Annotated in this window: 23 protein-coding genes; 7 read left to right on the forward strand and 16 right to left on the reverse strand. The window is 62.1% G+C overall.

Translation table 11 applies throughout. From position 1 onward, the window contains the following. Window positions 1-3: 3 nt before the first annotated feature. Genes GH983_RS09555 through ccoN form a run of 3 tightly spaced genes read right to left on the reverse strand, consistent with a single transcriptional unit; the run spans window position 4 to window position 2556 of the window. Window positions 4-156 carry a CcoQ/FixQ family Cbb3-type cytochrome c oxidase assembly chaperone gene (locus tag GH983_RS09555; protein WP_054149709.1) on the reverse strand — a complete coding sequence of 51 codons (153 nt, stop codon included), beginning with the start codon at window positions 154-156 and terminating at the stop codon, window positions 4-6. A gap of 10 nt (window positions 157-166) precedes the next feature. Beyond that, window positions 167-898, reverse strand: a complete 732-nt coding sequence (ccoO, locus tag GH983_RS09560) for a cytochrome-c oxidase, cbb3-type subunit II (RefSeq protein ID WP_153762279.1) — start codon at window positions 896-898, stop codon at window positions 167-169. Between the two features lie 14 nt (window positions 899-912). Next, on the reverse strand, window positions 913-2556 hold the full coding sequence (gene ccoN, locus GH983_RS09565) for a cytochrome-c oxidase, cbb3-type subunit I (RefSeq protein WP_054149711.1): 1644 nt from the start codon (window positions 2554-2556) through the stop codon (window positions 913-915). A gap of 276 nt (window positions 2557-2832) precedes the next feature. Between ccoN and GH983_RS09570 the strand changes: the two genes are divergently transcribed. After that, entirely contained in the window at window positions 2833-3330 is a 498-nt protein-coding gene (locus GH983_RS09570; RefSeq protein WP_054149712.1) for a hemerythrin domain-containing protein, read from the forward strand. A gap of 57 nt (window positions 3331-3387) precedes the next feature. Here the strand turns inward: GH983_RS09570 and GH983_RS09575 are convergent, their stop codons facing one another. The 8 genes from GH983_RS09575 to hemN all read right to left on the reverse strand — a co-directional run bounded on the left by GH983_RS09575 (window position 3388) and on the right by hemN (window position 11331). After that, entirely contained in the window at window positions 3388-4119 is a 732-nt protein-coding gene (locus tag GH983_RS09575; RefSeq protein WP_153762280.1) for a PAS domain-containing protein, read from the reverse strand. A 234-nt stretch (window positions 4120-4353) separates the two neighbouring features. Beyond that, entirely contained in the window at window positions 4354-5277 is a 924-nt protein-coding gene (locus tag GH983_RS09580; RefSeq protein ID WP_371418479.1) for a lipid A biosynthesis lauroyl acyltransferase, read from the reverse strand. Window positions 5278-5287: 10 nt separating this feature from the next. Continuing rightward, the gene (locus GH983_RS09585) at window positions 5288-6316 is read right to left on the reverse strand and encodes a zinc-binding dehydrogenase (protein ID WP_006726181.1); all 1029 of its coding nucleotides are present in this window, start codon (window positions 6314-6316) and stop codon (window positions 5288-5290) included. 171 nt (window positions 6317-6487) lie between these two features. Beyond that, the gene (locus GH983_RS09590) at window positions 6488-7777 is read right to left on the reverse strand and encodes a beta-ketoacyl-ACP synthase (protein WP_054149715.1); all 1290 of its coding nucleotides are present in this window, start codon (window positions 7775-7777) and stop codon (window positions 6488-6490) included. Window positions 7778-7789: 12 nt separating this feature from the next. Continuing rightward, entirely contained in the window at window positions 7790-8995 is a 1206-nt protein-coding gene (locus tag GH983_RS09595) for a beta-ketoacyl-ACP synthase (protein WP_069041273.1), read from the reverse strand. A gap of 101 nt (window positions 8996-9096) precedes the next feature. Then, complete coding sequence (locus GH983_RS09600) at window positions 9097-9570, reverse strand: 3-hydroxyacyl-ACP dehydratase FabZ family protein (RefSeq protein WP_054149717.1); 474 nt, start codon at window positions 9568-9570, stop codon at window positions 9097-9099. Between the two features lie 27 nt (window positions 9571-9597). Next, on the reverse strand, window positions 9598-9876 hold the full coding sequence (locus GH983_RS09605) for an acyl carrier protein (protein ID WP_003502893.1): 279 nt from the start codon (window positions 9874-9876) through the stop codon (window positions 9598-9600). 105 nt (window positions 9877-9981) lie between these two features. After that, window positions 9982-11331 (reverse strand): oxygen-independent coproporphyrinogen III oxidase, encoded by a 1350-nt coding sequence (gene hemN, locus GH983_RS09610; protein WP_069041272.1) that lies wholly within the window; start codon window positions 11329-11331, stop codon window positions 9982-9984. A gap of 189 nt (window positions 11332-11520) precedes the next feature. Here hemN and GH983_RS09615 point away from each other — a divergent pair, with 189 nt between their 5' ends. Continuing rightward, a complete protein-coding gene (locus GH983_RS09615; RefSeq protein ID WP_054149719.1) occupies window positions 11521-12246 on the forward strand; it encodes a Crp/Fnr family transcriptional regulator in 726 nt (241 codons plus the stop codon). A gap of 60 nt (window positions 12247-12306) precedes the next feature. Here the strand turns inward: GH983_RS09615 and cbiB are convergent, their stop codons facing one another. The 4 genes from cbiB to cobA are packed head-to-tail and all read right to left on the reverse strand — an operon-like array spanning window position 12307 to window position 16437. Further along, a complete protein-coding gene (cbiB, locus tag GH983_RS09620) occupies window positions 12307-13284 on the reverse strand; it encodes an adenosylcobinamide-phosphate synthase CbiB (RefSeq protein WP_153762281.1) in 978 nt (325 codons plus the stop codon). Continuing rightward, on the reverse strand, window positions 13281-14285 hold the full coding sequence (gene cobD / locus GH983_RS09625) for a threonine-phosphate decarboxylase CobD (protein ID WP_153762282.1): 1005 nt from the start codon (window positions 14283-14285) through the stop codon (window positions 13281-13283). Before cobD ends, cbiB begins: the two co-directional genes overlap by 4 nt. Next, a complete protein-coding gene (locus GH983_RS09630; RefSeq protein ID WP_153762283.1) occupies window positions 14282-15583 on the reverse strand; it encodes a cobyrinate a,c-diamide synthase in 1302 nt (433 codons plus the stop codon). The genes cobD and GH983_RS09630 overlap by 4 nt, the downstream gene beginning before the upstream one ends. Further along, the gene (gene cobA, locus GH983_RS09635) at window positions 15580-16437 is read right to left on the reverse strand and encodes a uroporphyrinogen-III C-methyltransferase (RefSeq protein ID WP_194842811.1); all 858 of its coding nucleotides are present in this window, start codon (window positions 16435-16437) and stop codon (window positions 15580-15582) included. Before cobA ends, GH983_RS09630 begins: the two co-directional genes overlap by 4 nt. 107 nt (window positions 16438-16544) lie before the next feature. Here cobA and GH983_RS09640 point away from each other — a divergent pair, with 107 nt between their 5' ends. Together GH983_RS09640 and GH983_RS09645 are read left to right on the forward strand one after the other, a co-directional pair. Next, on the forward strand, window positions 16545-17681 hold the full coding sequence (locus tag GH983_RS09640; protein WP_153762284.1) for a cobalt-precorrin-5B (C(1))-methyltransferase: 1137 nt from the start codon (window positions 16545-16547) through the stop codon (window positions 17679-17681). Continuing rightward, entirely contained in the window at window positions 17671-18363 is a 693-nt protein-coding gene (locus GH983_RS09645; protein WP_153762285.1) for a cobalt-precorrin-6A reductase, read from the forward strand. Before GH983_RS09640 ends, GH983_RS09645 begins: the two co-directional genes overlap by 11 nt. 12 nt (window positions 18364-18375) lie before the next feature. Here GH983_RS09645 and GH983_RS09650 read toward each other — a convergent pair whose 3' ends face one another. After that, complete coding sequence (locus GH983_RS09650; RefSeq protein ID WP_153762286.1) at window positions 18376-21789, reverse strand: DUF3971 domain-containing protein; 3414 nt, start codon at window positions 21787-21789, stop codon at window positions 18376-18378. A 122-nt stretch (window positions 21790-21911) separates the two neighbouring features. Here GH983_RS09650 and bcp point away from each other — a divergent pair, with 122 nt between their 5' ends. The 3 genes from bcp to GH983_RS09665 all read left to right on the forward strand — a co-directional run bounded on the left by bcp (window position 21912) and on the right by GH983_RS09665 (window position 24669). Beyond that, window positions 21912-22379 carry a thioredoxin-dependent thiol peroxidase gene (bcp, locus tag GH983_RS09655; RefSeq protein ID WP_069041265.1) on the forward strand — a complete coding sequence of 156 codons (468 nt, stop codon included), beginning with the start codon at window positions 21912-21914 and terminating at the stop codon, window positions 22377-22379. Window position 22380: 1 nt separating this feature from the next. Continuing rightward, entirely contained in the window at window positions 22381-23226 is an 846-nt protein-coding gene (locus GH983_RS09660; RefSeq protein WP_069041264.1) for a ferritin-like domain-containing protein, read from the forward strand. A 132-nt stretch (window positions 23227-23358) separates the two neighbouring features. Next, window positions 23359-24669, forward strand: a complete 1311-nt coding sequence (locus tag GH983_RS09665; RefSeq protein ID WP_054149787.1) for a peptidoglycan DD-metalloendopeptidase family protein — start codon at window positions 23359-23361, stop codon at window positions 24667-24669. Window positions 24670-24677 lie beyond the last annotated feature (8 nt).

Consider the following 24677-nt stretch of genomic DNA (forward strand, 5'->3'; position numbering starts at 1 on the left):
TGTTCAATCCTCCTTGAGAGGGATGCTGGCCGCGTCGTCGGCAGATTTCTTGCCGCCCGGGCGGAATGTGAAGAGGACGACGCCGACGAAGAACAGGGTCATTGCAAGCAGAGCCCAGCTGTCGGCGAATTGGCGCATGGCGGTATAGGTTTCCATGATGTCCTCCTCAGCGGTAACCGCTTGCGTCGTCATAGGTGGAGAAGTCGACCAGCGTACCGAGCATCTGCAGATAGGCGACGAGCGCGTCCATCTCTGTCAGCTTGGCAGGATCGCCGTCGAAATCACCGACCTTGGCCTTCGGATAGCGCTCCATCAGGCCTGTCGTATCGGCGTTCGGATCAGCCTGTGCCGTGAGATCGGCTTCGGCCTCGGCAATCATCTCGTCTGTATAGGGGACGGTGACGGTGCGGTTGGCCTGGAGCATCATGCCGATACTCGTGATCTTGAGCGGCGTTTCCTTCAGGAAGGCATAGCCAGGCATGATCGATTCCGGCACCACGTCGCGTGGATTGACGAGATGCTGGACGTGCCACTCGTTGGAATAGCGGTCGCCGACGCGCGCGAGGTCAGGCCCGGTTCGCTTCGATCCCCATTGGAACGGATGGTCGTACATCGATTCCGCTGCGAGGCTGTAGTGGCCGTAGCGCTCGACCTCGTCCTTGAACGGCCGGATCATCTGGCTGTGACAGACATAGCAGCCTTCACGGATGTAGATGTTGCGGCCCGCGAGTTCGAGCGGCGAGTAGGGCCGCATGCCCTCCACCTTTTCGATCGTGTTCTCGAGATAGAAGAGCGGAGCGATTTCAACGATACCGCCGATGGTCACGACCACCAGCGAACCGAGGAAGAGAAGGCTCGCGTTCTTCTCGAGGATTGTGTGTTTATCAAGAATGGACATGTGAGCCTTCCTTCTTATTCAGCAGGCTGCGCGGCAGCCGGCACGACCGTTCCGGCGATCGGTGCTTCCTGACGCTCGTAGCCGAGAATGGTCATGGCGACGTTGTAGGCCATGATGATGCCGCCCAGGAGATACATGACACCGCCGATTGTGCGCAGCACGTAGTAGGGATGCATGGCAGCGACCGATTCGGCGAAGGAGTAGACCAGGAAGCCCTGATCGTCGTATTCGCGCCACATCAGACCCTGCTGGATGCCGGCGACCCAGAGCACGGCGGCATAGACCACGATGCCGAGCGTCGCGAGCCAGAAGTGCCAGTTGACCATGCGCATCGAGTAGAGGCGGTTGCGGTTCCACAGCTTGGGCGTCAGGTAATAGATGGCGCCGAAGGTGATCATGCCGACCCAGCCGAGAGCGCCCGAGTGAACGTGACCGATGGTCCATTCGGTGTAGTGGCTGAGCGAGTTGACGGCCTTGATCGACATCATCGGGCCTTCGAAGGTCGACATGCCGTAGAAGGCAATGGCAATCACCATCATGCGGATGATCGGATCGGTGCGGATCTTGTCCCAGGCGCCAGACAGCGTCATCAGGCCGTTGATCATACCACCCCAGGACGGCATCCACAGCATGATCGAGAACACCATGCCGAGCGTCTGCGCCCAGTCAGGCAAAGCCGTGTAATGCAGGTGGTGAGGACCTGCCCAGATATACATGAAGATCAGCGCCCAGAAGTGGATGATCGACAGGCGGTAGGAATAGACAGGGCGACCAGCCTGCTTGGGCACGAAATAGTACATCATGCCGAGGAACCCGGCCGTCAGGAAGAAGCCGACGGCGTTATGGCCATACCACCACTGGGTCAGCGCATCCTGCACGCCCGAGAAGGCCGAGTAGCTCTTCACGCCAAGGAAGGAGACCGGCATCGCCAGATTGTTGACGATATGCAGCATCGCGATGGTGACGATGAAGGACAGGTAGAACCAGTTCGCCACATAGATATGCGGCTCCTTGCGGTTCAGGATCGTACCCATGAAAGTGATCAGATAGGCGACCCAGACCACGGTCAGCCAGATGTCCACATACCATTCCGGTTCGGCATATTCGCGGCCCTGGGTGATGCCCAGAAGATAGCCGGTCGCCGCCATGACGATGAAGAACTGGTATCCCCAGAAAACGAACCAGCCAAGATTGCCGCCAAACAGACGTGCACGCGAGGTCCGCTGGACGACGTAGAACGACGTGGCGATCAGCGCATTGCCACCGAAGGCAAAGATAACGGCTGAGGTGTGGAGGGGACGCAAGCGGCCGAAGGTGAACCAGGGCTCGATATAGAGCTGGGGATAGGCCATCTGCAGCGCGACGACAACGCCGACCAGGAAGCCGACGACGCCCCAGAAGACGGTGGCGATGACGCCGTAACGCACCACGTCGTCGAAATACTCCGACTGGCTTGCCTTGGACTGGCCGGAAGAGGAGGAGGATGCCGTGGTCGGTGCAAACTGCATCCGGCGCAGCATGATGATCGTGCCCCCCGCGAGCACGAAGAAGGCGACCCACATATGGGCCGCGAAGAGGCTGTCATGGGCGAAAGCCACCCCGAGCAGCGCGGCGAAGGCGAGTACCGCCATCACCAGTGTCTCTAACGTATAGTTCATTGTTGGTATCCCCCAACGGCTTGCTGATCTCATCGCGGGGGCCTCACCCTGGGGAAATGCCTCCCGCGTCGAATGCACCAATCGCACTGGGGCCGCCCAGCCACCTTGATCCAAGTCAATGCAAGCCTCTCTAAAATTCGCGAGGCTCGAAGCTGCAATCGGGTTTGCGACCTTCGGACACCAAGGCCGGCACATCGCTTGGGCCAAGGCCCGCTCGTGCGTGTCTTGGAGCACTGGGGTTACGCGCGGCGAAAAGCCCCGTTGGAGAAAACGGACATGCTGACGAATATCGAGAACAGCAAGCGGAGTGCGAGCGACACATGGACGGGCAACCGCCTGCTCGATGCAGGCAAGCGCGACCTCGCCTGGCTTCACCGCGCTCACACCGAACAGCTCGCGCTCTGCCGGGAACTGGAAGAGATCGCCGACTCATTGCCGGCAAGCATCAACCGGCAGAAATGCATCTATGCGGCAAAGGCGCTCGGCCCGCTCATCAAGGGCATACATCACTACGAGGAGACGGTGCTGTTTCCGCAGCTACAGTCGAGCCCCGACGCGACGGACGCATTGGGACCGACGCTGGAGCGGCTAAAGTTCGAGCATTGCGAGGACGAGTGCTTCGCCGAGGAACTGACGGATGCGCTGCTGAAGCTGGGATCCGGAGATCGTGTGAACATGGAGGCCGTCGGCTACATGTTGCGAGGCTTCTTCGAGGGTATCAGACGCCACATCGCCTTCGAGCGAGAACATCTGCTTCAGGGCGTCACGGATTGAGAAAAACGGGGCGGCAAGAGCCTGCCGCCAGATTGGTACTGCGCGCCTCGGCCTTGATCAGGCGGCGACGCCACCATAGACCGGCTCGCATTCCCCAAGCGTCAGGATGGCACCGCTAATGCTGCCGTCTGCGGCCCGAAACGGGCTGAAACGAGCCGGCATGTCGCCGGTGACGGTTGCGGCCGACATCCGGGCGACAAACGATCCCGAACGTCCTGCAAAGGCCGAATCGAGCGCATCCTGAAGCCAGTCATGACCGCCGGCCGCAAGGCCGAGATCGAAAACGCTGCGTCCAATCAGCTCGATCTGCCGCATGCCGAGCATACTGGCCATGGCCGTGTTGGCGAAGAGATACCGACAGTCGCGGGTGACCACGGCCACACGTTCCGGCAAGTTGTTGAGGATCGCCTCGTTCAGCTGCTCATCGTCACCATCACGCGGCTGGCGTGTGTCGAAAACCCGCGGTGCTGGGCTCTGGTCACTGCGTTTCGGACCGAAATAGCGCTCGACGAGCAAGGACAGCATGGAGGCGTGGCGCAGCACGCAGGCCCCGTCATCGGCATCCTCCCGCAGCAGCTTCGTCAGAAGCCGCATCTGAAGATAGACATCGTCGAGATCCGTGGCGCGGTAGTTGACGAGCGTTGCGATCAGCGGATCGATCTCGCGATCGAGCATGCGCACGAGATGGTCGTCACCATTGCGGATGGCCTGCTGCAACTGAAGGTTCTTCAACGAAACCGCTTCGAACATTGCGCGCAGATTCGAATCACGGAATTCGCCAAAAGACATCAGCAACCTCATCCCTCAGGTGTGACAAAAGAAATGATTACGTCACACCACTTTCGGCGTCCGTAACATGAGGTTGCGTCACCTTCAATCGCTACGGGCACTCACGCGCATCGCAGCCCAAAAAATATCTGCAATATCAGATGAAACGAATAGGCGACAATGCGCCTGGCGACCGGCCGCGACGCTCCGCGCACATTCCGATTTATCCTTCAGACGAGCCTGAAGCAGAGACCGTCAGATCTTGTCCTTGATCGCCCAGCGATCGTGATACCAGAGCCACTGCTCCGGATATTCCCGAACCCAGGCCTCGACCTTGTCGTTGAGCAGCTGGGCGGTGGCGTTCACGTCCACCTGGCCCCGCTCGTTGCGCGGCACCGAGATGCGCGGCTCGATCTCCAGACGAAAACGATTGCCGGGCAGGCGGATGCAACGCGCCGGATAGACTTCACAGTCGAACTGACGCGTCAGCTTGGCAAGCAGCGGATTGGTCTTGACCGGCTGGCCGAAGAACTGGGTCTCGACGCCCTTCCAGAACTTCTGGTCGACGAGCACGCCGACGCCGCCCCCCTGCTCCAGCTGCCGGGCCAGTGCGAAAGAGGACCCAGCATGCGACGGCACGAGCTTGCCCATGCGCTTGCGGCGGAAGTCGAAGACCTTCTCGGCGATATAGGGGTTGTTCGGCGGCCGGAAGAGAACGGTGACGTAAAGCCCGAAGGCGGCACCCGCGACCGGCAGCAGTTCGAAATTCGCGGTATGGCCGGTAAACACGATGAAGGGACGCGGATTGTCGCGCAGGTCGAGAAACTGCTCGACGCCCGACACCTCTACCCTGCCCTCGCCTGGCTTTTCCGGATCGAAGTCGAACAGACGGTCGAGGAAGACATATTCGGCGGCAAGCCGGCCCATATGGCCCCAGCTCGCCAGCGCGATCTCCTCCCGTTCGGCATCCGACTTCTCGGGGAACGCATTGCGCAGGTTCACCTGCATCAGCCGGTGGCGCTTCGTCTTCGGCCCGACCCAGCGCATCAGCCGGTCGGCAAAGTTGATCGCGGCATCCGCCGGCAGGATCTTCAATGCCGTCAGGAAGCCGAAGGCCGCCTGGGCGACTGACCACTGATAGAACTTGCGCAGCGCCAGAACGATGCGGGTGACGAGCATCCGCACGCGGTCAGTCCATCTTCAGGATGATCTTGCCAAAGACCTGGCGGCCTTCCATGCGGGCAAGGGCCTTGTCGATATCGTCGAAAGAGACCTGCGTGTCGATGACGGGGTGCACGAGGCCGCGCGCCATCTTCTGCATGGCATCCGCCATGTTTTCCATGCGGCAGCCGAAGGAGCCGAAGAGCTTGAGCTGCTGCTGGAAAAGCATCATCAGGTTCACTTCGGTCGAGACACCAGAGGTGGAGCCGCAGGTCACGAGGCGGCCGCCGCGCTTCAGGCAGAACATCGATGCCGCAAACGTGTCCTTGCCGACATGTTCGAAGACGACATCGACGCCCTTCTTCTTGGTGATCTTGCGGACCATGCCTTCGAAGCGGTCGGTGCGATAGTTGATGACGTGATCGGCGCCAAGTGCCTTGGCCGGCTCGATCTTGTCGTCGGAGCCGACGGTGGTGATCACAGTGCAGCCGATCTTCTTGGCAAGCTGGATGGCAGCCGTGCCGATACCGGAACCGCCGGCATGGATGAGGATGGTTTCACCCGGCTGGAGCTTGGCATTGTCGAAGAGCATGTGCTCGACGGTGCCGAAGGTAACGGGGGCGAGAGCCGCGGCAACCGCATCGACGCCCGGAGGGGCCGGAACGAGCAGGCGGGCCGGCAGGTTGATCTTTTCCTGGGCAAAGCCGTCGAGATGAAAGCCATGCACCCCCGAGACGTTTTCGCAAAGATTGTCACGGCCTTCGCGGCAGGGCTTGCAGAGACCGCAGGTGCGCGCGCCATAGACGGCGGCGAGCTGGCCAGGCAGGATATTGCCGACGCCTGGACCGATCGCCTCGACGACACCGGAGGCTTCCGCACCGATGACAAGCGGCATCTTTCGCTTGGCGAATGCCATGCCGCGCCAGCCCCAGACGTCGATATGGTTCAGCGCGACGGCCTTGACGCGCAGCGTAACCTCACCTGGACCCGGAGCATCCGGCTCCGGCAGGTCGACGATTTCAAGCTTGCGGTCTTCGACGAGTTGCAATGCGCGCATGACATGTTTCCTTCAGGGCCTATCGGGCAGATGCGGATGAAGCGTCGTCACGCTTTCATCGTCACACCAGGGGTTACTCCCTGGCATCTGCCGACCTTCGTTGTTCTTGCGAGGTGCGTGGATCCCCGGCTCGAAGGCCGAGGATGACGTCCCGAATTGTTGGCGCAGGCCTTAGACCGGTTCCCGCGTCATGACAAGGCTGGCGTTCTGACCACCGAAACCGAAGGAGTTCGAGAGCACAGCCGAAACCGAGGCCTCCCGCTTCACGTTCGGCACCACGTCGAGCACGATCGAGGGATCGGGGTTCGTGTAGTTGATGGTTGGCGGCACCGTGCCGGTCAGCATGGTCTGGATCGAGAACACCGCCTCGACCGCGCCGGCGGCCGTCAGCGTGTGGCCGATCATCGACTTGTTCGACGAAGCCGGAATAGCATCCTTCAACCGGTCGCCGAAGACCGACAGCATGGCGCCATATTCCATCTTGTCATTCTCGGGCGTCGATGTGCCATGAGCGTTGATGTAGCCAATAGCATTCTCGGACAGGCCTGCATCGACAAGCGCTGCCTTGATCGTGGCGATGGCGGGACCGCCGTCCGGTGACGAGCGCGTGCGGTGGAAATGATCGGCCTTCTCGCCGCAGCCCTTGATGATGCCGAGCACCTTGGCGCCACGGGCAACGGCTGCTTCGAGCGATTCGAGCACCAGGGTTGCCGCCCCTTCGGCGATCACGAAGCCATCGCGCTCCTTGCTGAATGGCTTCGATGCCTTTTCCGGCGGATCGTTCTGGGTCGAGAGCGCCGAGAGCAGCGAGAAGCGGATCACGGCTTCCGGGCTGATCGAGCCGTCGGTCGCAACCGTCAGGGCGCGTGTCGTGCGGCCCTGGCGGATCGCCTCGACGCCAAGCTGGATGGCGGTGGCACCGGAAGCGCAGGCCGTTGACAGCGTCACCGGAAGACCGCGCGTGCCGAACTTGTCGGAAAGACGCTCTGAGATCGAGCCGAACTGCACGGCTTCGAGGAAGACCGGATCGGGCTTTTCGCGCATTGCCGCGAGAAAGCGGACATAGGCGTCGCCCGGCTGGGTCGAGGCCGGAGCCCGTTCGGCCAGCGCAAAGCGGTCATGCCATTCCGGCTCGACTGGTGGTGCGGCCAGGAATAGCGGACCGTTGAAGTCGCCATTGATGCCGGCCTGGGCCAGAGCCTCGATGGTCGTTTCGCGAGCCAGCGCATAGGAGCGCTCGACGGCATTGTTGGCGGGCACGGCGATGAAATCGACCGTGCCACCGATTCGGGTCGACATGCCCTCGGTGTCGAAGCGCTTGATGTAGTGGATGCCGGATAGTCCCGACGTCAGCTTCGACCAGTTGTCGGAAAGCCCCTGGCCGAGCGAGGTGATGACGCCCATGCCAGTGACGGCGATGATCGGGCGGCCGAGATGATCCTTGAAACGGCTGTCGGTCATGGATCTAGTTCCTCACGCATTCGCCGAGAGCACGGCGAGGCCTTCGCCCCGCACATAGCCGACGGTGGAGATGATGGCATGTTTGGCAGGACCGGCATGAGCCGCTTCGTTCGCAGCGTCGAAGGCAGGCACCTTGGCGCCAGCGTCGATGGCAAGCGCCGCGAGCGCAAGGCCTGCCGGGAACTGCGCCTCGACCGAATGGCCGATCGAACCGGCATAGCCACGCACCGGCATGCCGGCGAAACGTTCCGCAAGGTGAGCCTTCTCCCGTTGCGTAAGATCGGCGAGGCCGGACGCACCCGAGAACACGACGGTGTCCGCAGCGGACAGCGATTCGGCCTCCGGCACCATGCGGCCCAGACGCGCTTCGAGCTTGCCCTCATCGCGATTGCCGCGATCACCTTCGACAGCGTCGAGCACGGCATAGATATGCGCGCCACGGGCTTCGGCATGTTCACGCGATTCCAGCACCAGGAAGGCGCCGACCGTGCCGAGAATCATGCCACCGCCCGAGGAACCATCGCGCGACCAGAGCGGCTGCCAAGGTCCGGTCTGATGGGCGCGGATACCTTCGACCAGAAGCAGGATGTCGGGGCGCTCGGAAACAAAGGCGCCACCGACCAGCGTATGCGTCGACTGGCCGGCCTTGATGCGGGCAAATGCGGTTGCGATCGCCGAGATACCGGCCGCTTCTTCACCCATGAAGGTGCGCGAGGAACCGGTGACCTTGTGCACGATAGAGATATTGCCGGCGAGCAGGTTGGAAAGCTGCGCCAGGAACAGTGTCGGACGAAGCTCGGTCTTCAGTTTCTCGATCAGGAATTTTTCGCGGTCGTTGCGCTGCAAAGCCTCGTCGACGATCAGGCTGTCGACCGCGATGTCACGCTCGCCACCGCCGGCGGCGACGATCAGGTCCATGGTGCCGCAGGCGTCTGCGTCATCCTTCATGCCGGCGTCGTCGAGCGCGAGGCCAGCTGCAAAGACGCCGAGGCGCTGCCAGTTTTCCATCTGGCGCTGGTCGCCACGCTTGGCGATCTGCTGCGACCAGTCGATCTCGGGCAGCTTGTGCACGACGTAAGGCGCGAACTTTTCGGTCTCGAGCACCGGTTCAGGTGCGGTCTTTGCGGAGAGCAGCGCGAGATGCGCGTCCTTGCCGGTGCCGTGGCAGGTGACGATCCCGACGCCGGTGATCACCACATCATTCGGTTGTTTGACCATATGCAATCCTCTCGCCGGCAGGCTCACCGACGTAAAATGCGGGTTTTCCCGAATAAGGCCCCAAGGTCAATAGGAATTGCGCCCTTGCGGCCGAAAGCGTGTCAGCCTTGGGCCGCCATCGCGGCCATCAGGCCAACCTCTTCGGCGCGTTTGCGCACGATCGGCGCGAGCGGCACCTCGGAGAACGGCATGGTGCGGAGCTTCAGCTGGGCGTCGCAGACCTTCTTGCCACCGCTCGTGATCTTCGCCTTGGTGACGGCAAAGCCCGAACCGTCATGCTCGAGTTCCGCCTCGATATCGAGGACGGCGCCGGGCTCGACGAAGGTACGCATCTTCGCGCCATCGACCGACATCAGGAAAGGCATGGCTTCGAAGTCCTTGACGGCAAGCAACAGCATGCCGGAGGCCTGCGCCATGGTCTCAATCAAAAGCACGCCAGGAACCAGCGGCATACCGGGGAAATGCCCTTCGAAGACAGGGCTTTCCATCGGCACGGTCGACGTGGCCTTCAAACGACCAAGGCCGAGATCAACGCTCTCGACCTTGTCAATCATCTGGAAATATTCAAGCAGCATGACGATGTCCGCTCCTTTGGGGGCGGGTCAGCCCTTGGCGGCGCGAAGTTCGTCGATCTTGGCGCAGAGGTTCTTCAGCACGAAGTACTCTTCGGTAGAAACCTTGCCTTCGTTGACTTCCTGCGTCCACTGCTCGAGCGGGATCTTGATGCCGAATTCCTTGTCGATCGCAAAGACGATGTCGAGGAAGTCGAGGCTGTCGATGCCAAGGTCATCGATCGTGTGGCTTTCCGGCGTAATCGTCTCGCGGTCGATTTCGCTGGTCTCAGCAATGATGTCGGCAACTTTGTCGAATGTAGCGGTCACGCCAGTACCTCATGTGTCTTAAATTCTGGGTTCCACATAAGGAAAACACGGTCAAATGCCAATGGTGGTTTTGTGCGACAGCGAAATTTGGAGCCGAAGTGTTGCTTAAACAGCAATCGAATGGCGTCCCTTTCCATTGGCGAGATAGCTGTCGAAGACGGCAGCAATCGTCCGGGCGAAGGGCCGGCCGGCATCCGTGATGACGAAACGATCACCCTCGATGAGGCAGATTCGATCCTGGTTGGATAGCGCAAAGCTCTTCGCCTCGGCTGCGATCGCATCGACCGCATCACCGAACTCCTGCCGCAGTTCCGAGAAGGACATGGCGAAGCGGCACATGATTTCCTCGATCACCCGACGCCGCAGCCTGTCGTCTTCGCTGACCTCGATGCCGCGCACGGCTGCCAGTCCGCCGGCGTCGGCCATGCGCTGATACTCGCCGGTCGCCGGCATGTTCTGGACATAGCCCTGTGGCAACTGACCGATCGAGGAGGCGCCCAGCCCGATCAGCGCTTCGGCGGCATCGTCGGTATAGCCCTGAAAATTTCGCCGCAGCCGCCCTTCCCGCGCTGCAATCGCCATCCGGTCGTCGGGCAGCGCGAAATGGTCGATGCCGATAGGCTCGTAACCGGCGGCAACCAGCATCGAGGCGGCAAGGTTCATCTGCGCGAAACGCTCATCAAGCCCGGGTAGAATCTCGTCCTTGATCATCGTCTGGTGCTTCTTCATCCACGGCACATGCGCATAACCGAAGAGCGCGATCCGATCGGGGGCAAGGGAAAGGATGTCCTTCACCGTTTCGGCGACAGTCGCCTCGGTCTGGTGCGGAAGACCATAGAGGATGTCGCAATTGACGGAATGCACGCCGCGCGCGCGGACAGCCTCGACCACCGACTTCGTGTGTTCAAAGGTCTGGATACGGTTGATCGCCTTCTGCACCTCAGGGTGGAAGTCCTGAACGCCGAGACTGGCGCGCGTCATGCCGATGGCGGCGAGTGCATCGTAACGCGGCTCATCGAGGTCGTTCGGATCCATCTCGACGCTGATCTCGACATCCTCGGCGAAGGTGAAGGCCGAGCGGAGTGCTGCCATCAGGTCGATCATGTCGTCGGGCCGGACCATCGTGGGAGACCCCCCACCGAAATGAACCGCCGTCACGGCAGCGTCGCGACTGACCAGCGCGCCGACGGCCGCAATCTCCTTTTTCAACGATTCCAGATAGATCGCAATCGGCTCGTATTTCAGCGTATGCTTGGTGTGGCAGGCACAGAACCAACAGAGCCGGTCACAATAGGGCACGTGGATGTAGAGCGAGATGCGCTCCTGTCCAGTGATCGCCTGCAGCCACTGCGCATATTTGCCGCAGTCGATGCCTTCGTGAAAATGTGGCGCCGTGGGATAGCTGGTGTAACGAGGGACAGCGCCGGAATATTTGGCCAGAAGGGAATTTTGCATGGTTTTGCGCTGCCTTGAGACGTGTCGAGCTGCGATCAAAGATAGCGCCGTCTCTTGTCCCGGCCTTTGACATCGATCAATTTACTGATACATTTCTCACGTAGAGTTTATTGAAACTCAGAAGCCCGAATTGGGCACTGACCGAGGGACGCATGGCGTCCAGAGACGGTCTGATTGGATGGCACGACCATGGACACTTTCAGAAAACATTTTCCGGAATGTGAGGCTCCTGCCGTTTGTCGATCCTGCGACGCGCGCCATGGCGGCCTGTGCTCAGTCCTGACCTCCGCCCAACTGACCGAACTGAACAAGCATTCGATCCGCCGCCGGGTCGACGCCGGTAACGAGGTTATCGGCCAGGGCGAACAGGTCGGAAGCTACAGCAACATCCTCAAGGGCGTCATCAAGCTGTCGAAGATGATGGCGGATGGCCGCCAGCAGATCGTCGGCCTGCAATTTGCACCCGACTTCCTTGGCCGCCCGTTCCTTGGCGAAAGCACGATCACGGCGGAAGCCGCAACGGATACGGAAATCTGCACCTTCCCACGCAACATCGTAGACCGCATGGTTGGCGAAGTGCCCGACATGGAGCGCAAGCTCCATTCCCAGTCGTTGAAGGAACTGGACGAGGCCCGCGACTGGATGCTGACGCTGGGCCGCAAGACAGCCCAGGAGAAAGTGGCGAGCTTCCTCTATCTGATCGCGACTCACATTGACCCCGAAAGCGAGGGCACACAGACCTTCGATCTGCCGCTGTCGCGTGCCGATATCGCCGACTTCCTCGGGCTGACCATCGAAACCGTCAGCCGCCAGATGACCAAACTGCGCAAGGATGGCATCATCGTCATCGAGAACAACCGCCACGTCATCGTGCCGAAGCTCGATCGCTTGCGCGACGCAGCCGGTATCGACTGATCAGTTGTGCTGTCAGAGGCGAAGCCGGGGCACACCGCCAGCCAATTTAAGCTCGAAACGTCAGATGATTTTCGAGATCGCCCATATCAGGGCGATTAATGCCGCCATGACGCCGCAGGCTGCGTAGAAAACACCGATTCCCGCAAGGATATCAGCAGGCCCGGCATCGCTGCGGCCGGATGCATGCATCATCGGCTCGCTCACTCTGGTGCCGCCGTAGACGCGCGGACCGGCGAGCTGCAGATCGAGTGCACCCGCCATCGCAGCTTCCGGCCAGCCGGAATTCGGCGAGCGGTGCAATCCACTATCGCGCAGGGCCGCAGATAACGAGCGACGGCCGGCCCCTGCCCCGCGTTTCAAGACTGTAGCCAGGGCGATGAACCCGGCGGATAGCCGCGCAGCCGGCCAGTTCGCGAGATCATCGAGCCTGGCGGAGGCCCAGCCGAATTGCAGGAAGCGCTCATTCTTGTGGCCGATCATCGAATCAGCCGTGTTCAGCATCTTGTAGGCGAGGATGCCGGGAAGGCCGGCAATCGCGTACCAGAAAGCCGGCGCAACGACACCATCGGCAAAGTTTTCGGAGAGGCTTTCGATCGCCGCGCGCGAAACGCCGGCCTCGTCGAGAGTCTTCGGATCGCGTCCGACGATCATCGCAACCGCTTGCCGACCTCCCTCGAGACCATCACGCAAGAGACCGTCGGCCACCGCCTGGACATGGTCGCCAAGGCTCTTCTGGGCGAGGAAAACGGCGACGATGATCAATTCGAGAATGATGCCGACAAGGCCGAGATTGTCGAACAGGACAGAAAGCAGCATGCCGACGGCCGCCGAGGCGGCGAGCAGCGCCACGATCGTGAAGACGCCATTCAAGCGTCGACCTTCGGCTGTGAAACTTGTTCTGTTCAGGCGCTTTTCGAAGAGATCGATCGCTTTGCCGAAGATCACCACCGGATGCGGCACACGTTGCCAGAGCCATGGCGGATCGCCAACGACCCGGTCGAGAACGATGGCTGCAAGAAGGAGCAGCAGATGGTTCATGCTGACGAACTCCGGAATGTTCTGAGCGCCTCGCGGAGACGCGTATCGCCCGCCTCGTCGGGGGCAAGGCCGAAACGCAGCCAGTCCGGTCGGTAGTCGAACTTGCGCGTCAGGATCTGGCGGCTGCAGAGATGCCGGTACAATTCGCCGACTCTCGCATCTTCGACCAGTTGGAAAAGCTCGGTGCCACCGCTGACTGTGAAGCCGGCTTCGGACAGAATCTCCTGAAGTGCAAGCGCGCGGCTTCGGATCTGCTGGGCAATGAGGCTGGTATCGGAAGACATCAAACGCTCGGCAAGCACGAGCGCCGGGCCGGACACGGCCCAAGGTCCAAGCCATTCGGAAAATTGCGCTGCGACTTCGTCGGCGGCGATGACAAATCCGAGGCGAATGCCGGCAAGGCCGAAGAATTTTCCGAAGGAGCGGAAGACGATCAGGTTCGCACTGTCATCGCCGGCAAGGCTCTGGTCGGGCAGCATGTCACCGAAGGCCTCGTCGACCACAAGCATCCCGCCCCGATCTGCGAGATCACCGGCCAGCGCTCGAAGCTCGGTCGGTGTGTGGAGCCGTCCGTCCGGATTGTTCGGATTGACCACCACGACAAGACCATGCGCCTTGCTGATCTCATTGAGATCACTGATAGCATCCACGGCAAGCCCGGCAAGCGTGAAGGCACGCGCATATTCGCCATAGGTTGGCGAGACCACTGCAACCCGGGCACCTGATGGCACCAGGCGCGGCAACAACTGGATGACCGATTGCGTCCCCGGCACCGGAAGTGGCAGCTGATCGCGCGAGCGATAGAAGCGCTGCGCCGCCACTCTCGCCGCCGTCTCCCGTTCCTGGTCGGGCAAGCGATGCCAGGCCCGCATCGGGATCACGGGCAGATCAGGCGGACAGGGGTTGATGCCGGTCGACAGGTCGAGCCAGTCTTCAATGCGCCCGCCGTAAAGGGCTGAAGCAGCGGCGAGACCGCCACCATGCTGGATCGGCCCGCTCATGCTCTCTCTCCTGCAATGTCGATGAGGTGCATGTAAGACCCCGCAACGGACCCGCGCCTCAGCCCGACGGCACCGATCGGTTCGCCGAGAGCGTCCTCTGCCTCGAACAGGCGGTCCGCCGCCCCTTCCGCAACAACCGTGGAATAGTGGAATTCGTGGCCGGTATAACTGCCTGCAAACAGATCGGACACGAGCGATCTCAGCCGCCGATAACCCAGATGCCGTTTGCGGACCGCATAGCTCGTCACCAGCGGCAAGAGGCCGAGCATGGGGTGGCGATGGCCGTCAGCGTCGACGAGCCCATCGCCCAGAACCATATAGCCGCCGCATTCCCCATAGATCCGCGCTCCCCGGTCCGCCGCTCCCATCATTGACGAGCGGAAGCCGTCAGCAGTGGCCAATCTCCCGGCATGCAATTCGGGATATCCGCCCGGCAGGTAGATCGCATCGGCATCTGACGAGGGGCCTTCGTCGGCGAGCGGCGAAAAGAAGGAGAGCGTCGCGCCTTGCTCCCGCCAGCCCTCCAGGAGATACGGATAGGAAAAGGCGAAGGCGAGATCGCGGGCGACGGCGATGTGCTGACCGAGCGGGGCGATGCCGCGCACCGGCGCGCTTTCTCTGCGAGGCGCTGCCTGGACGATTGAAAGCAGTGCGCCCATATCGATCCCCGCATCGATCGCATCGGCCGCTCGCTCGATGAAGTTCTCGAGAGCAGCATGTTCGCCGGCCTGCACCAGACCGAGATGCCGCTCCGGCAGGGAAAGCTGCGGGTCACTCCTGAGGCAACCCAGCACCGGCACCTCGGTCTTGGCCATTGCGGCGCGCAACATGGCTTCATGGCGGTCGCTGCCGACGCGGTTGAGGAAGACGCCGGCGACCCGCACGTCAGCGCGAAATCGGGCAAAGCCCGTTGCGACAGCCGCGACGGATTGCGATGTACGAGCGCAATCGACAACCAGCACAACAGGCAGGGACAGAAGGCTCGAGAGATCCCCTGCACTTCCCATTCCATCGGCCGCGCCATCGAAGAGCCCCATCATCGCCTCGATGACCAGCAAGGCATCAGGTGATGTCTGAGCGGCCTGTGCGTGGAGAAACGACGGGCGCATGGCCCAGGGATCGAAGTTGAAGCAGGGTGTACCACTCGCAGCCGTATGAAAGGCGGGATCAATATAGTCCGGACCGGCCTTGCCGGGCGCGACCACTAGACCGCGACGCTTCAACGCCCGCATCAAGCCGAGCGTCACCACTGTCTTGCCCGAACCGGAAGCCGGCGCGGCGATCAGCAATCCGCTCATGCCGTGTCTTTCCGCTCCACGGCGAAGGGATCGGGCAGAAGCTTGCGGCCCGAGAGGGCGCCCAGCCAGTCGAGCGAAGGCCTCAGACGCACGACCTCACCGATGACAACGATCGCCGGCGGTTCGATCCCCGCGGCAAGCATGTCCGCTTCGGCGCGTCCCAGTGTGGTTTCGAGCACGGTCTGTTCCGGGGTCGCGGCATTGCAGACGAAGGCCACGGCCTCGTCTGCCCGGCGTCCGGCGGCCATCAGATTGGCGGCGATCTGGCCCATGTGTTTCATCGCCATATACATGACGATGACGGGTGAGCCGCGGCCGATGGCGGCCCAGTCGATTCGATCGGGCACGACGCCGGAGGAATCATGGCCGGTGAGGAATGTCACGGCATGGTTGACTTCGCGGTGGGTGACCGGGATCCCGGCATAGGCAAGCCCGCCGATCCCCGCCGTGATCCCCGGAACGATGCGGAAGGGCACACCATATTCGATGAGCGTCAGCGCCTCTTCGCCGCCACGCCCGAAGACGAAGGGATCGCCGCCTTTCAGTCTGAGGACGCGGTGGCCGGCCTTTGCGAGTTCGACAAGACGCAACGATATATCGCGCTGCTTGGCCGACGGCTTCCCACCGCGTTTGCCTGCATATTCGAGAATGGCGCCACTGCGCGCGAGCTTCAGGCAGTCGTCGTTCACCAGAGCGTCATGTACGATGACATCGGCTTCCGACAGCGCCTTGGCCGCCAGCAGCGTCAAGAGGCCCGGATCCCCGGGGCCGGCGCCGGCCAGCCACACATGGCCGGACTCGAGGGCCGGCAGGCTCATGGGCAGGGCTAGACGCATCGTGTCACTCATGGTCATGGTCTAGGCCTCGTGCGGCAAAATTGCAATTCCGCCATGGCTCTTTCCGCCCCAAACCTTCGCCCATACGCCTTCCTCAAGTCCGCCGGCTCGCCTATAAGCGAGCCATGAGTGACGTCGAAAAACAGGCTGGAAGAAATGGGGCCGAGGGCCACCGGCTTGAAAAGCCGGAAGGCACCCCCTTGCGCAATGGTTGGACGACGGGAGCCTGTGCGACGGCGGCAACCAAGGCGGCATTCACGGCTCTTCTGACGCGCAACTTTCCAGACCCCGTCTCGATCACACTGCCGAAAGGCGAAACGCCGGCCTTCGCCCTCGCCCGCGAAGGTTTCGACGGCGAGAGCGCCTATGCGGGCATCGTCAAGGATGCCGGTGATGATCCGGATGTGACCCATGGCGCCACCGTAATCGCGACAGTGACCCGCCTACCTCCCGGAAGCGGCATCCGCTTTGTGGCTGGCGACGGGGTCGGCACCGTCACCAAAGCGGGCCTTCCGATTGCCGTCGGAGAACCGGCGATCAATCCGGTACCCCGCGCCATGATGACGGCGGAGATCGAAGCGATTGCTGCAGCATATGGGATCGCGCCGGATCTCGAGGTGACGATCTCCGTTCCCGGCGGCGCACAGATCGCAGAAAGCACCTGGAACCCTCGGCTCGGCATTCTCGGTGGGATCTCAATTCTTGGCACGACGGGCATCGTGCATCCCTTCTCGTGCGCTGCCTGGATTCATTCGATCCACCGCGGCATCGACGTCGCCCGCGCCGAAGGCCTGACCCATCTGCTCGGCGCGACCGGTTCGACATCGGAAAAAGCGGCCCAGATCTTTCACAACCTGCCGGACGGCGCCCTGATCGACATGGGCGACTTCGCCGGCGGATTGCTGAAATACCTGCGTGCCCACCCAGTCCCCAAGCTGACGATCGCTGGCGGCTTTGCCAAGATGACGAAACTGGCCCAGGGGGCTCTCGACCTGCATTCCTCACGCAGCCAAATCGATAATAAAATTTTTCTTTCAATGCCTTGCAGTCATATCCTCAAAGATTCTGCTCGCAGTGCCGTCGAAAACGCGAATACCGCGATGGAAGTACTTGAGATCATGACACAAGAAGGGATCGCAATCGCCGCATCTGTGGCCGAGGCGGCGAAACGCACGGCCGAGGGAGTGCTGCGCGACAGTGGCGTTGTGGTGGACATCATCGTCACCGATCGCAAGGGAGCGATCATCGCCCATGCGAGCTGAACCGGAGGATGCGCCGCAGAAAATCCTGATCCTTGGCGGCACGGCCGAGGCCCGTCTTCTGGCGGAAAGGCTCGTGGTCGAAGGCCATCTTGTCACCACCTCGCTGGCGGGGCGAACGGTTGACCCAATCCTGCCTGCGGGCGCAGTGCGCATCGGAGGATTCGGAGGGCCGGAAGGTCTGGCGGTCTATTTGAAGACGGAGGGATTCGACCGGATGATCGACGCCACCCATCCCTTCGCGCGGCGGATCAGCGAGAATGCGATCAAGGCTGCGGCGATCTCAGGCGTGCCTCTCGAACAGCGGCTGCGCCCTCGCTGGCAGAAACAGCCGGGTGACCGCTGGAGGAGCGTAACCACACTCGAGGCGGCGGCCGAGGCATTGCCATTGCACGCGACGGTCTTCCTCGCGCTTGGCCGACAATATCTCGACGTTTTCGTCGGGCGGGACGACTGCCGATTCGTGATCCGAATGGTCGATGCGCCGGAAACGCTGCTCGCCTTCGCGGATTACACCCTCGTCCTTGGCAAACCGGAAAGCGATCCCGACCGCGAGGCAGACCTCTTGACGGCACATGGCGTCACGCATCTCGTCTGCCGCAATTCTGGTGGTCCCGCCGGCTATGCCAAGATCCTTGCAGCACGACGCCTCGCCATGCCCGTCGTGATGCTCGAACGCGACTGAACAGCTTGCGGCTCAGCGGAACTCGAAGATCTGGCGGAAGACGCCCGGCGCAATGATCGACAGCGGGTTGATCACCAGATTCGGCTTCATTGTCGGTCCGGTCAACTTGAAGGTGATACCGAGCAGGCCGCGGTCGCGCCCATTGCCGAGGATGGCACCGATCACCGGCAGTTCGGCGAACAGTCGATTGAGCCCATAGGCCGGCATGAAGGTGCCGGTGAGGTCGATCCGTCCGGCCTGATCGCGGACGATCCCCTGGAAGGTCGCGCCCACCTGCTCGCCGCGCACGATACCGTTTTCGACGCTGAGCGTACCGCCGACCAGCGCAAGCCGGGCAAAAGCGCGCTGGAAGCGGGCAGATCTCACATCGATATCGCTGCGGACGGCATTGTTGAGACTGCGTCCGCCGGCGCCGGTCGGCGCGGAGACGATCGTCTGAAGCCGCTCTTCGTTCTCGACCTGGAAGTTGCGCAGATCGAGATTGCCGCTCCAGGCACCGTCGCGGGTTTCCGTCAAGCGCAGGTTGGCAAGGCCGCCGCCAAGCCGTTTGTAGGCATCGAGAAAGCGCAGGACGGCACCGGCATCGCTGGTGGTGACGGAGAGTTCCCTCATTGCTTCGGGCTGACGCAGTTTGGCGACCAGTGCCTGACCGCTGCCCGTAACACCGGAAAAATCCACGGCATTAACGCGGCCCCTGCTCGCCCCATAGATGATCGAAACACCAGACAATTGCTCGCCGCTGAAGCCGACCACGCGGTCGAAGCGTCCTGCGATCTTGAGCGAAGTCCGCGCCGCATTCGTATCGCCGCCCTCGCCGGACGGTCGCTGCAGGGTGGAGATCAGAGAGCGAGCGTCGAAGGCGCGGCCGTTAGCCACAACCGAATAGACGCCCTTGCTGAGACGGACGGTCAGCGCCACCTCGTCTTCCGGCGACAGGCGGACGCGCGACAGATTGGCCGCAACAAGCCCGGTATCATCAATGCTCATGTCGCCGGAGGCGCCAAAGCCCTCACCATCCAGAGCGAACTTGCGGATCAGCGACAGCTTTCCGTCTTTGGTCAACTCGAACTTGGCGGTCGCGCCAATGCCTTGCCCCTTCGACCAACCCACCCAGGGAATGGTCAGCGTCGCGGATCGGAGATCCACGGACACGGCCTGTGTCGTATCGTCGAGCCGGCGCAGCTCCAGCTTGATCGCCCCGTTGACGATCTCGCCGAGCCCCGGCGCGAGCTTTTCGCGGGCTGCGTTGTCAAGTGTCGCCCTTACGACCTGTTCGCGGGCTACGGCACCATCGCCGCGACGCACCGGTTCGGTGAGCTTCACCTCCATCGGGACGTCGTCGATCTTCGCTGATGCATCGAGCATGGCCTTGTCGCGATCGACAGACAGGGATCCGGTGACATCGGCGATCTGACGCCCGTCGAAGGGTTTGGCCACATCCACATCGTTGAGCGCGACTTCAGCCGTCCAGCTCGGATCGGGCGGCGACTGATCCGGCACCAGACCGAGCCGGATCTTCGCCTGCCCGCGAACCTTGCCCGAGAAGTCCGAGGGCTGGAAGTCGACGACCTTTAGCGCTTCGATAGGCTTGAAGGAAACGAGTTCGGCCACGGCATCCGCAGCGCCTGCAATATCGAGATCGATATCCGCCATCAGAGGTTTCTCATAGGCGTCCTGCAGCACCAGACGACCGCTCTCCAGCTTGACCATGCGGCCCGACGGGAAGAAGGAACCCGCTGAGCGGATGGCGACATCCACCCGCTCGCCCACCATGTCGAAGCGGCCGTAGACGTCGCGAAGCGGCGGCAGTTCGCCGGTCAGGTTAAGGCGCGCGTCTTCCAGATCGAAACCGATCTTCAGTTCGTCGGCATCAAGCCGCACCGGCTTCGGGTCGATCGACAGGCGGTTCTGCGGAATGAAGACGTCGATCGTCCCCTTGGGGATCAGGCCGCCATAGAGGTTTCCGAGAACCCATTCGCGCGGCTTGGAGGCAATCCAGTAGGGCCACAACTGCTTCACCACGGTGGTGCGCATGTTCTCGACCACGGCGTTGAACCGGATCTCCGGCCCCGTTCCACCGAAGCCCACCTGAAGCTTGCCGCGCATGTTGCCCGACGGCGTGGAAACGTCGAGCGTATCGAGTTGCAGGCGGTTCTCTTCGACCAGGTAGCGACCATAGCCCTTCAGGAAGAAGGGAAACGGTGCTTCGCCGGCGCGCGGCACATTTGCTCGGCCATCGGTGACCACAAGATCGATGCCGAAACCCTTGCCGAAACTGCTGCCTTCCGGCAGCCGATCGAGATCGATCAGGCCGCCGGAGAGCGGAAAGATGGTTTGGTCGAATCGGGCAGTCGAATCGGCAAGTTCTATCGTATCCTTGGAAAAGTCGTAGGAAAGCCTGAGACGAGCGTCGGTGATCTCCTGGCGTTGGCCGTCGGAGTAGAAGCCGGCTTTCTGCATGTTGATGCCGAGCGAGACGCTGGCATCCTGATCCGGCGCCTCGCGCCGAGCATTCAGCAGCAATTCGGCCGAGCCGTCGATGCCCTGGCGCGCTTCGCCCGTGCTGGAACGCCGCAGCAGGAACGGGGTCACCCGCACATCGGCAACCCGCATCGTCAGCGAATCGGCACGGCCGTCGACATTCGTGGTCAGCGCCGTCAGTTCCGTTTGTTGCCCGTTGACTGCAACCGCGCCGAAGATCGAAAGGGAACCGTCATCCCCGCGCTCCAGCACGATGTCGTCGATCGCAAGCGTCATCGGCCGCCCACTTGTACTCGTGGAGGCGATCTCCAGTCCGGCAAGGCGCATGCGGTCGAGACCGCCGCGGGCAATGAAACCCTGCAGCCGGTCGAGTTCGGCAAAGGCATCTGCCAACCGGGCCGGAATATGATCGATCCGCCAATCCGAGATGTCGACACGCTCACCCTTCGGCAGCACCGTCGCATCGAGATCGATGCCCTCGCTGACGATCTCGCGTATGGAGAACCGACCGCCGAGAAGCGCCAAGGGCTCAAGGATGAATCGGACCGAATTCGTCAGGGCGACCCGCTCGCCGCCGGCCTGTTCGTGTAAAGTGACGTCCCGCGCCTCGACGGACAATTCCATACCGTTGGAGAAGCGCACTTCCGTGCCGCCGATTTTGGCGGTGAACTGCGGTCCGAGGGCATTGTTCAGGACGGCCTGCGCTCGTTGCGCAAGGGCGGCATCGAGGGTGCCGCTTTCGACCACGGCATAGACCGCAAAGAACACGACGACCCAGAGCCCCGCGAAGCCGGCCAGCACCCGCAACAGGCGCCGAAACAACGATCGCTTCGGCGGCGGACAATGCACGATGAGGGGATCCTCGGCCTGGGCAGACGGAAGAGCATGCAGCGGCACAATGTCCCGCTTGCGAAACCGTAGCTTTTCGCCCCGGATCTCCGACATATCCTGGTGATTGTCTCCGTCGATCGATGCCGCTAACAAGTCGCTCTGGACGACTGCGGAGCGGACTATATATCGAAGGCGCCCACATTCACCCACAAAACGGGCAAAAGAAAGGTTATCCCATGACGGATTTGACTGCCGGGGACATGGCCCCCGATTTCTCCCTGCCCCGCAATGGCGGCGGCACCGTTTCTCTTTCCGATTTCGCCGGAAAGCCGGTGATTCTCTATTTCTACCCGAAGGACGACACCAGCGGCTGCACGACCGAAGCGGTCGACTTCTCGGGTCTGACCGAGGAGTTCGCAAAGCTCGGCGCGACCGTCATCGGTGTGTCGCCTGATTCGGTGAAGAGCCATGACAAGTTTGCCGCCAAACACAACCTTTCGGTGGTGCTGGCCGCTGACGAGGAGCACAAGGCACTGGAAGCCTATGGCGTCTGGAAGGAAAAGAGCATGTACGGCAAGACCTATATGGGCGTGGAACGCTCGACCTTCCTGATCGACAAGTCCGGCAAGGTAGCCGACGTCTGGCGCAAGGTGAAGGTCCCCGGCCATGCAGAGGCCGTGTTGAAGGCCGCGCAGGCGCTTTGACATGCTGGAGAGGACGCAGCCCGAGACGGCATTCCATTCCCTTCGCGGCGCTGCCACCCTCGCAATCCTGAGCGCCGACCTCGACGAGAAGACGGCGCTCGCACAAACCGCAGCGATGCGCTGGCATGAGCGCCGCCTGTCGCTGCGCTCGCCGCTCGATCCGCCGCTTCCCGATCGGCCGGGCCGCCCGGCAAAACCCGAGCTCGTGCCGCCAAAGGCGGTCGGGAAACGCTCGCTGCACACCCTGCCCGGCCGCGTCGCCCTTTTGCATGCGCTCGCCCATATCGAGCTCAATGCCGTTGACCTCGCGCTCGACATCGTCGCCCGCTTTGCCACCGAACCGGTGCCGCAATCCTTCTTCGACGGCTGGATGAAGGTGGCCTATGAGGAGGCCAAGCATTTCCGGCTGGTGCGCGACCGCATGCGGGCGCTCGGTGCAGATTATGGCGACATGCCCGCCCATGACGGGCTCTGGCAGGCGGCGCACTCGACGAAGAACGACCTCACGGCCCGCCTTGCGGTGGTGCCGCTCATCCTCGAAGCCCGCGGCCTCGATGTTACGCCGTCGCTGCAGGACAAGATGCGCGAAACGGGCGATCTCGAAAGCGCCGACGTGCTGAAGGTCATCTACGAAGACGAAAAAGGCCATGTGGCCGTCGGCGCAAAGTGGTTCCGCTTCCTTTGCGCCCGCGAAAAGCGTGACCCCGCACGGGCGTTTCAGGACCTGGTGCGCGCCAATTTCCGCGGCCAGCTGAAGGCGCCTTTCAACGATGTCGCACGCGCCGAAGCGGGCCTGACGCCATCCTTCTACCGGTCGCTGTCCTCCAAGAACAACTCGTCGGCTTGACACGCAATTCCAAGCGCCTAACGCTTCATTAACCCTAATTATGCGTAATTGCTAACGGCGGATCGGACAGGCGACTCGCCGATATCGGGCATGACGCTACGCGAGGCGCGCCCGACTTTATTGGGGGACAGCGTGACGACGGGTTCGAACAGCCAGGTCTTCGGAAAGCGCAGGGAGCAGCATATCGTCATCTTGGCGAGCGGCGACCGCATCCGGCACATGACGATCCGTCCCTGGATGGTGGCGCTCACAGTCTGTTTTCTCGGCACCATGGCGATCGGCTACCTCGGCGCCACGACCTACCTCGTCCTGCGCGACAACCTGATTGGCGCCACCATGGCGCGCCAGGCGCGCATGCAGCATGAATATGAAGACCGGATCGCAGCACTGCGCGCCCAGGTAGACCGTGTCACCTCGCGCCAATTGCTCGACCAGCAGGTGGTCGAGGAAAAGGTCGAGAAACTGCTCGAGCAGCAGATGGCTCTCACCTCCCGCCATGGCCGGATCGACGCGCTTCTGCAGACGGGGAGTGAGCCTGACGCTTTGCCGACGGATGGCCCCCTGCCCGCCGAGAAGCCAGTGGTCGATGGCAAGGATCAGGCTTCCTTCTCAACGGGCACACAGGCCTTCGCCGCCCTGCTCGGCGAAACAGCACCAGAACCCAAGACTGAGGTCCCGCATAGGCCGGCACTCGCGCTTGGTTACGTGCCGATGACCGGCGAAAATGTCGCCGATCGCGCCGACCGCCTCTTTTCGAACATGACGCTGTCGCTGAAGGAGATCGAGGCCGAACAGCTGCAACGAATCGAGGAACTGGCGAACGGCGCCTCGCAGACCGCCGACGAGATTGCCGCGATCCTCAGGCGTCAGGGCGTGCCGATCGACGAACAGGCTGCACTGCCGGCAACCGACGCCGTCGGTGGCCCTTATCTGGCGCCGCAGTCAGACCGCGATTTCAACGCTTCGCTGAATGCGCTGGATGTCGCCCTCACGCGGCTGGAAACGGTTCGCGACACAGCCAAGCGCCTGCCCTTTGCAAACCCCGCCCCTGGCAGGGAAATCACCAGCCGATTCGGCAACCGTCCGGATCCCTTCTTCGGCGGACTTGCCATGCATGCCGGCATCGATTTCCGCGCTCCGACGGGCACGGAAATCCGCTCCACCGGGGCAGGCAAGATCGTCACCGCAAGCTTTTCGGGCGGCTATGGCAACATGGTCGAAATCGATCACGGCCTCGGCCTCTCCACCCGTTACGGGCACATGTCCCGCATTCTGGTGAGCGAGGGCGACACTGTCGAAACCGGGCAGATTCTCGGCCTGGCAGGCTCGACGGGACGGTCGACCGGCCCGCATCTGCACTACGAGGTCCGGCGCAATGGCGACCCTGTCGATCCCATGCGTTTTCTCAATGCCGGAATGAAGCTGACGCCGCTGATCAATTGACGGCGACA

It is taken from the genome of Agrobacterium sp. MA01 (assembly GCF_009650195.1).
Lineage (GTDB): Bacteria > Pseudomonadota > Alphaproteobacteria > Rhizobiales > Rhizobiaceae > Allorhizobium.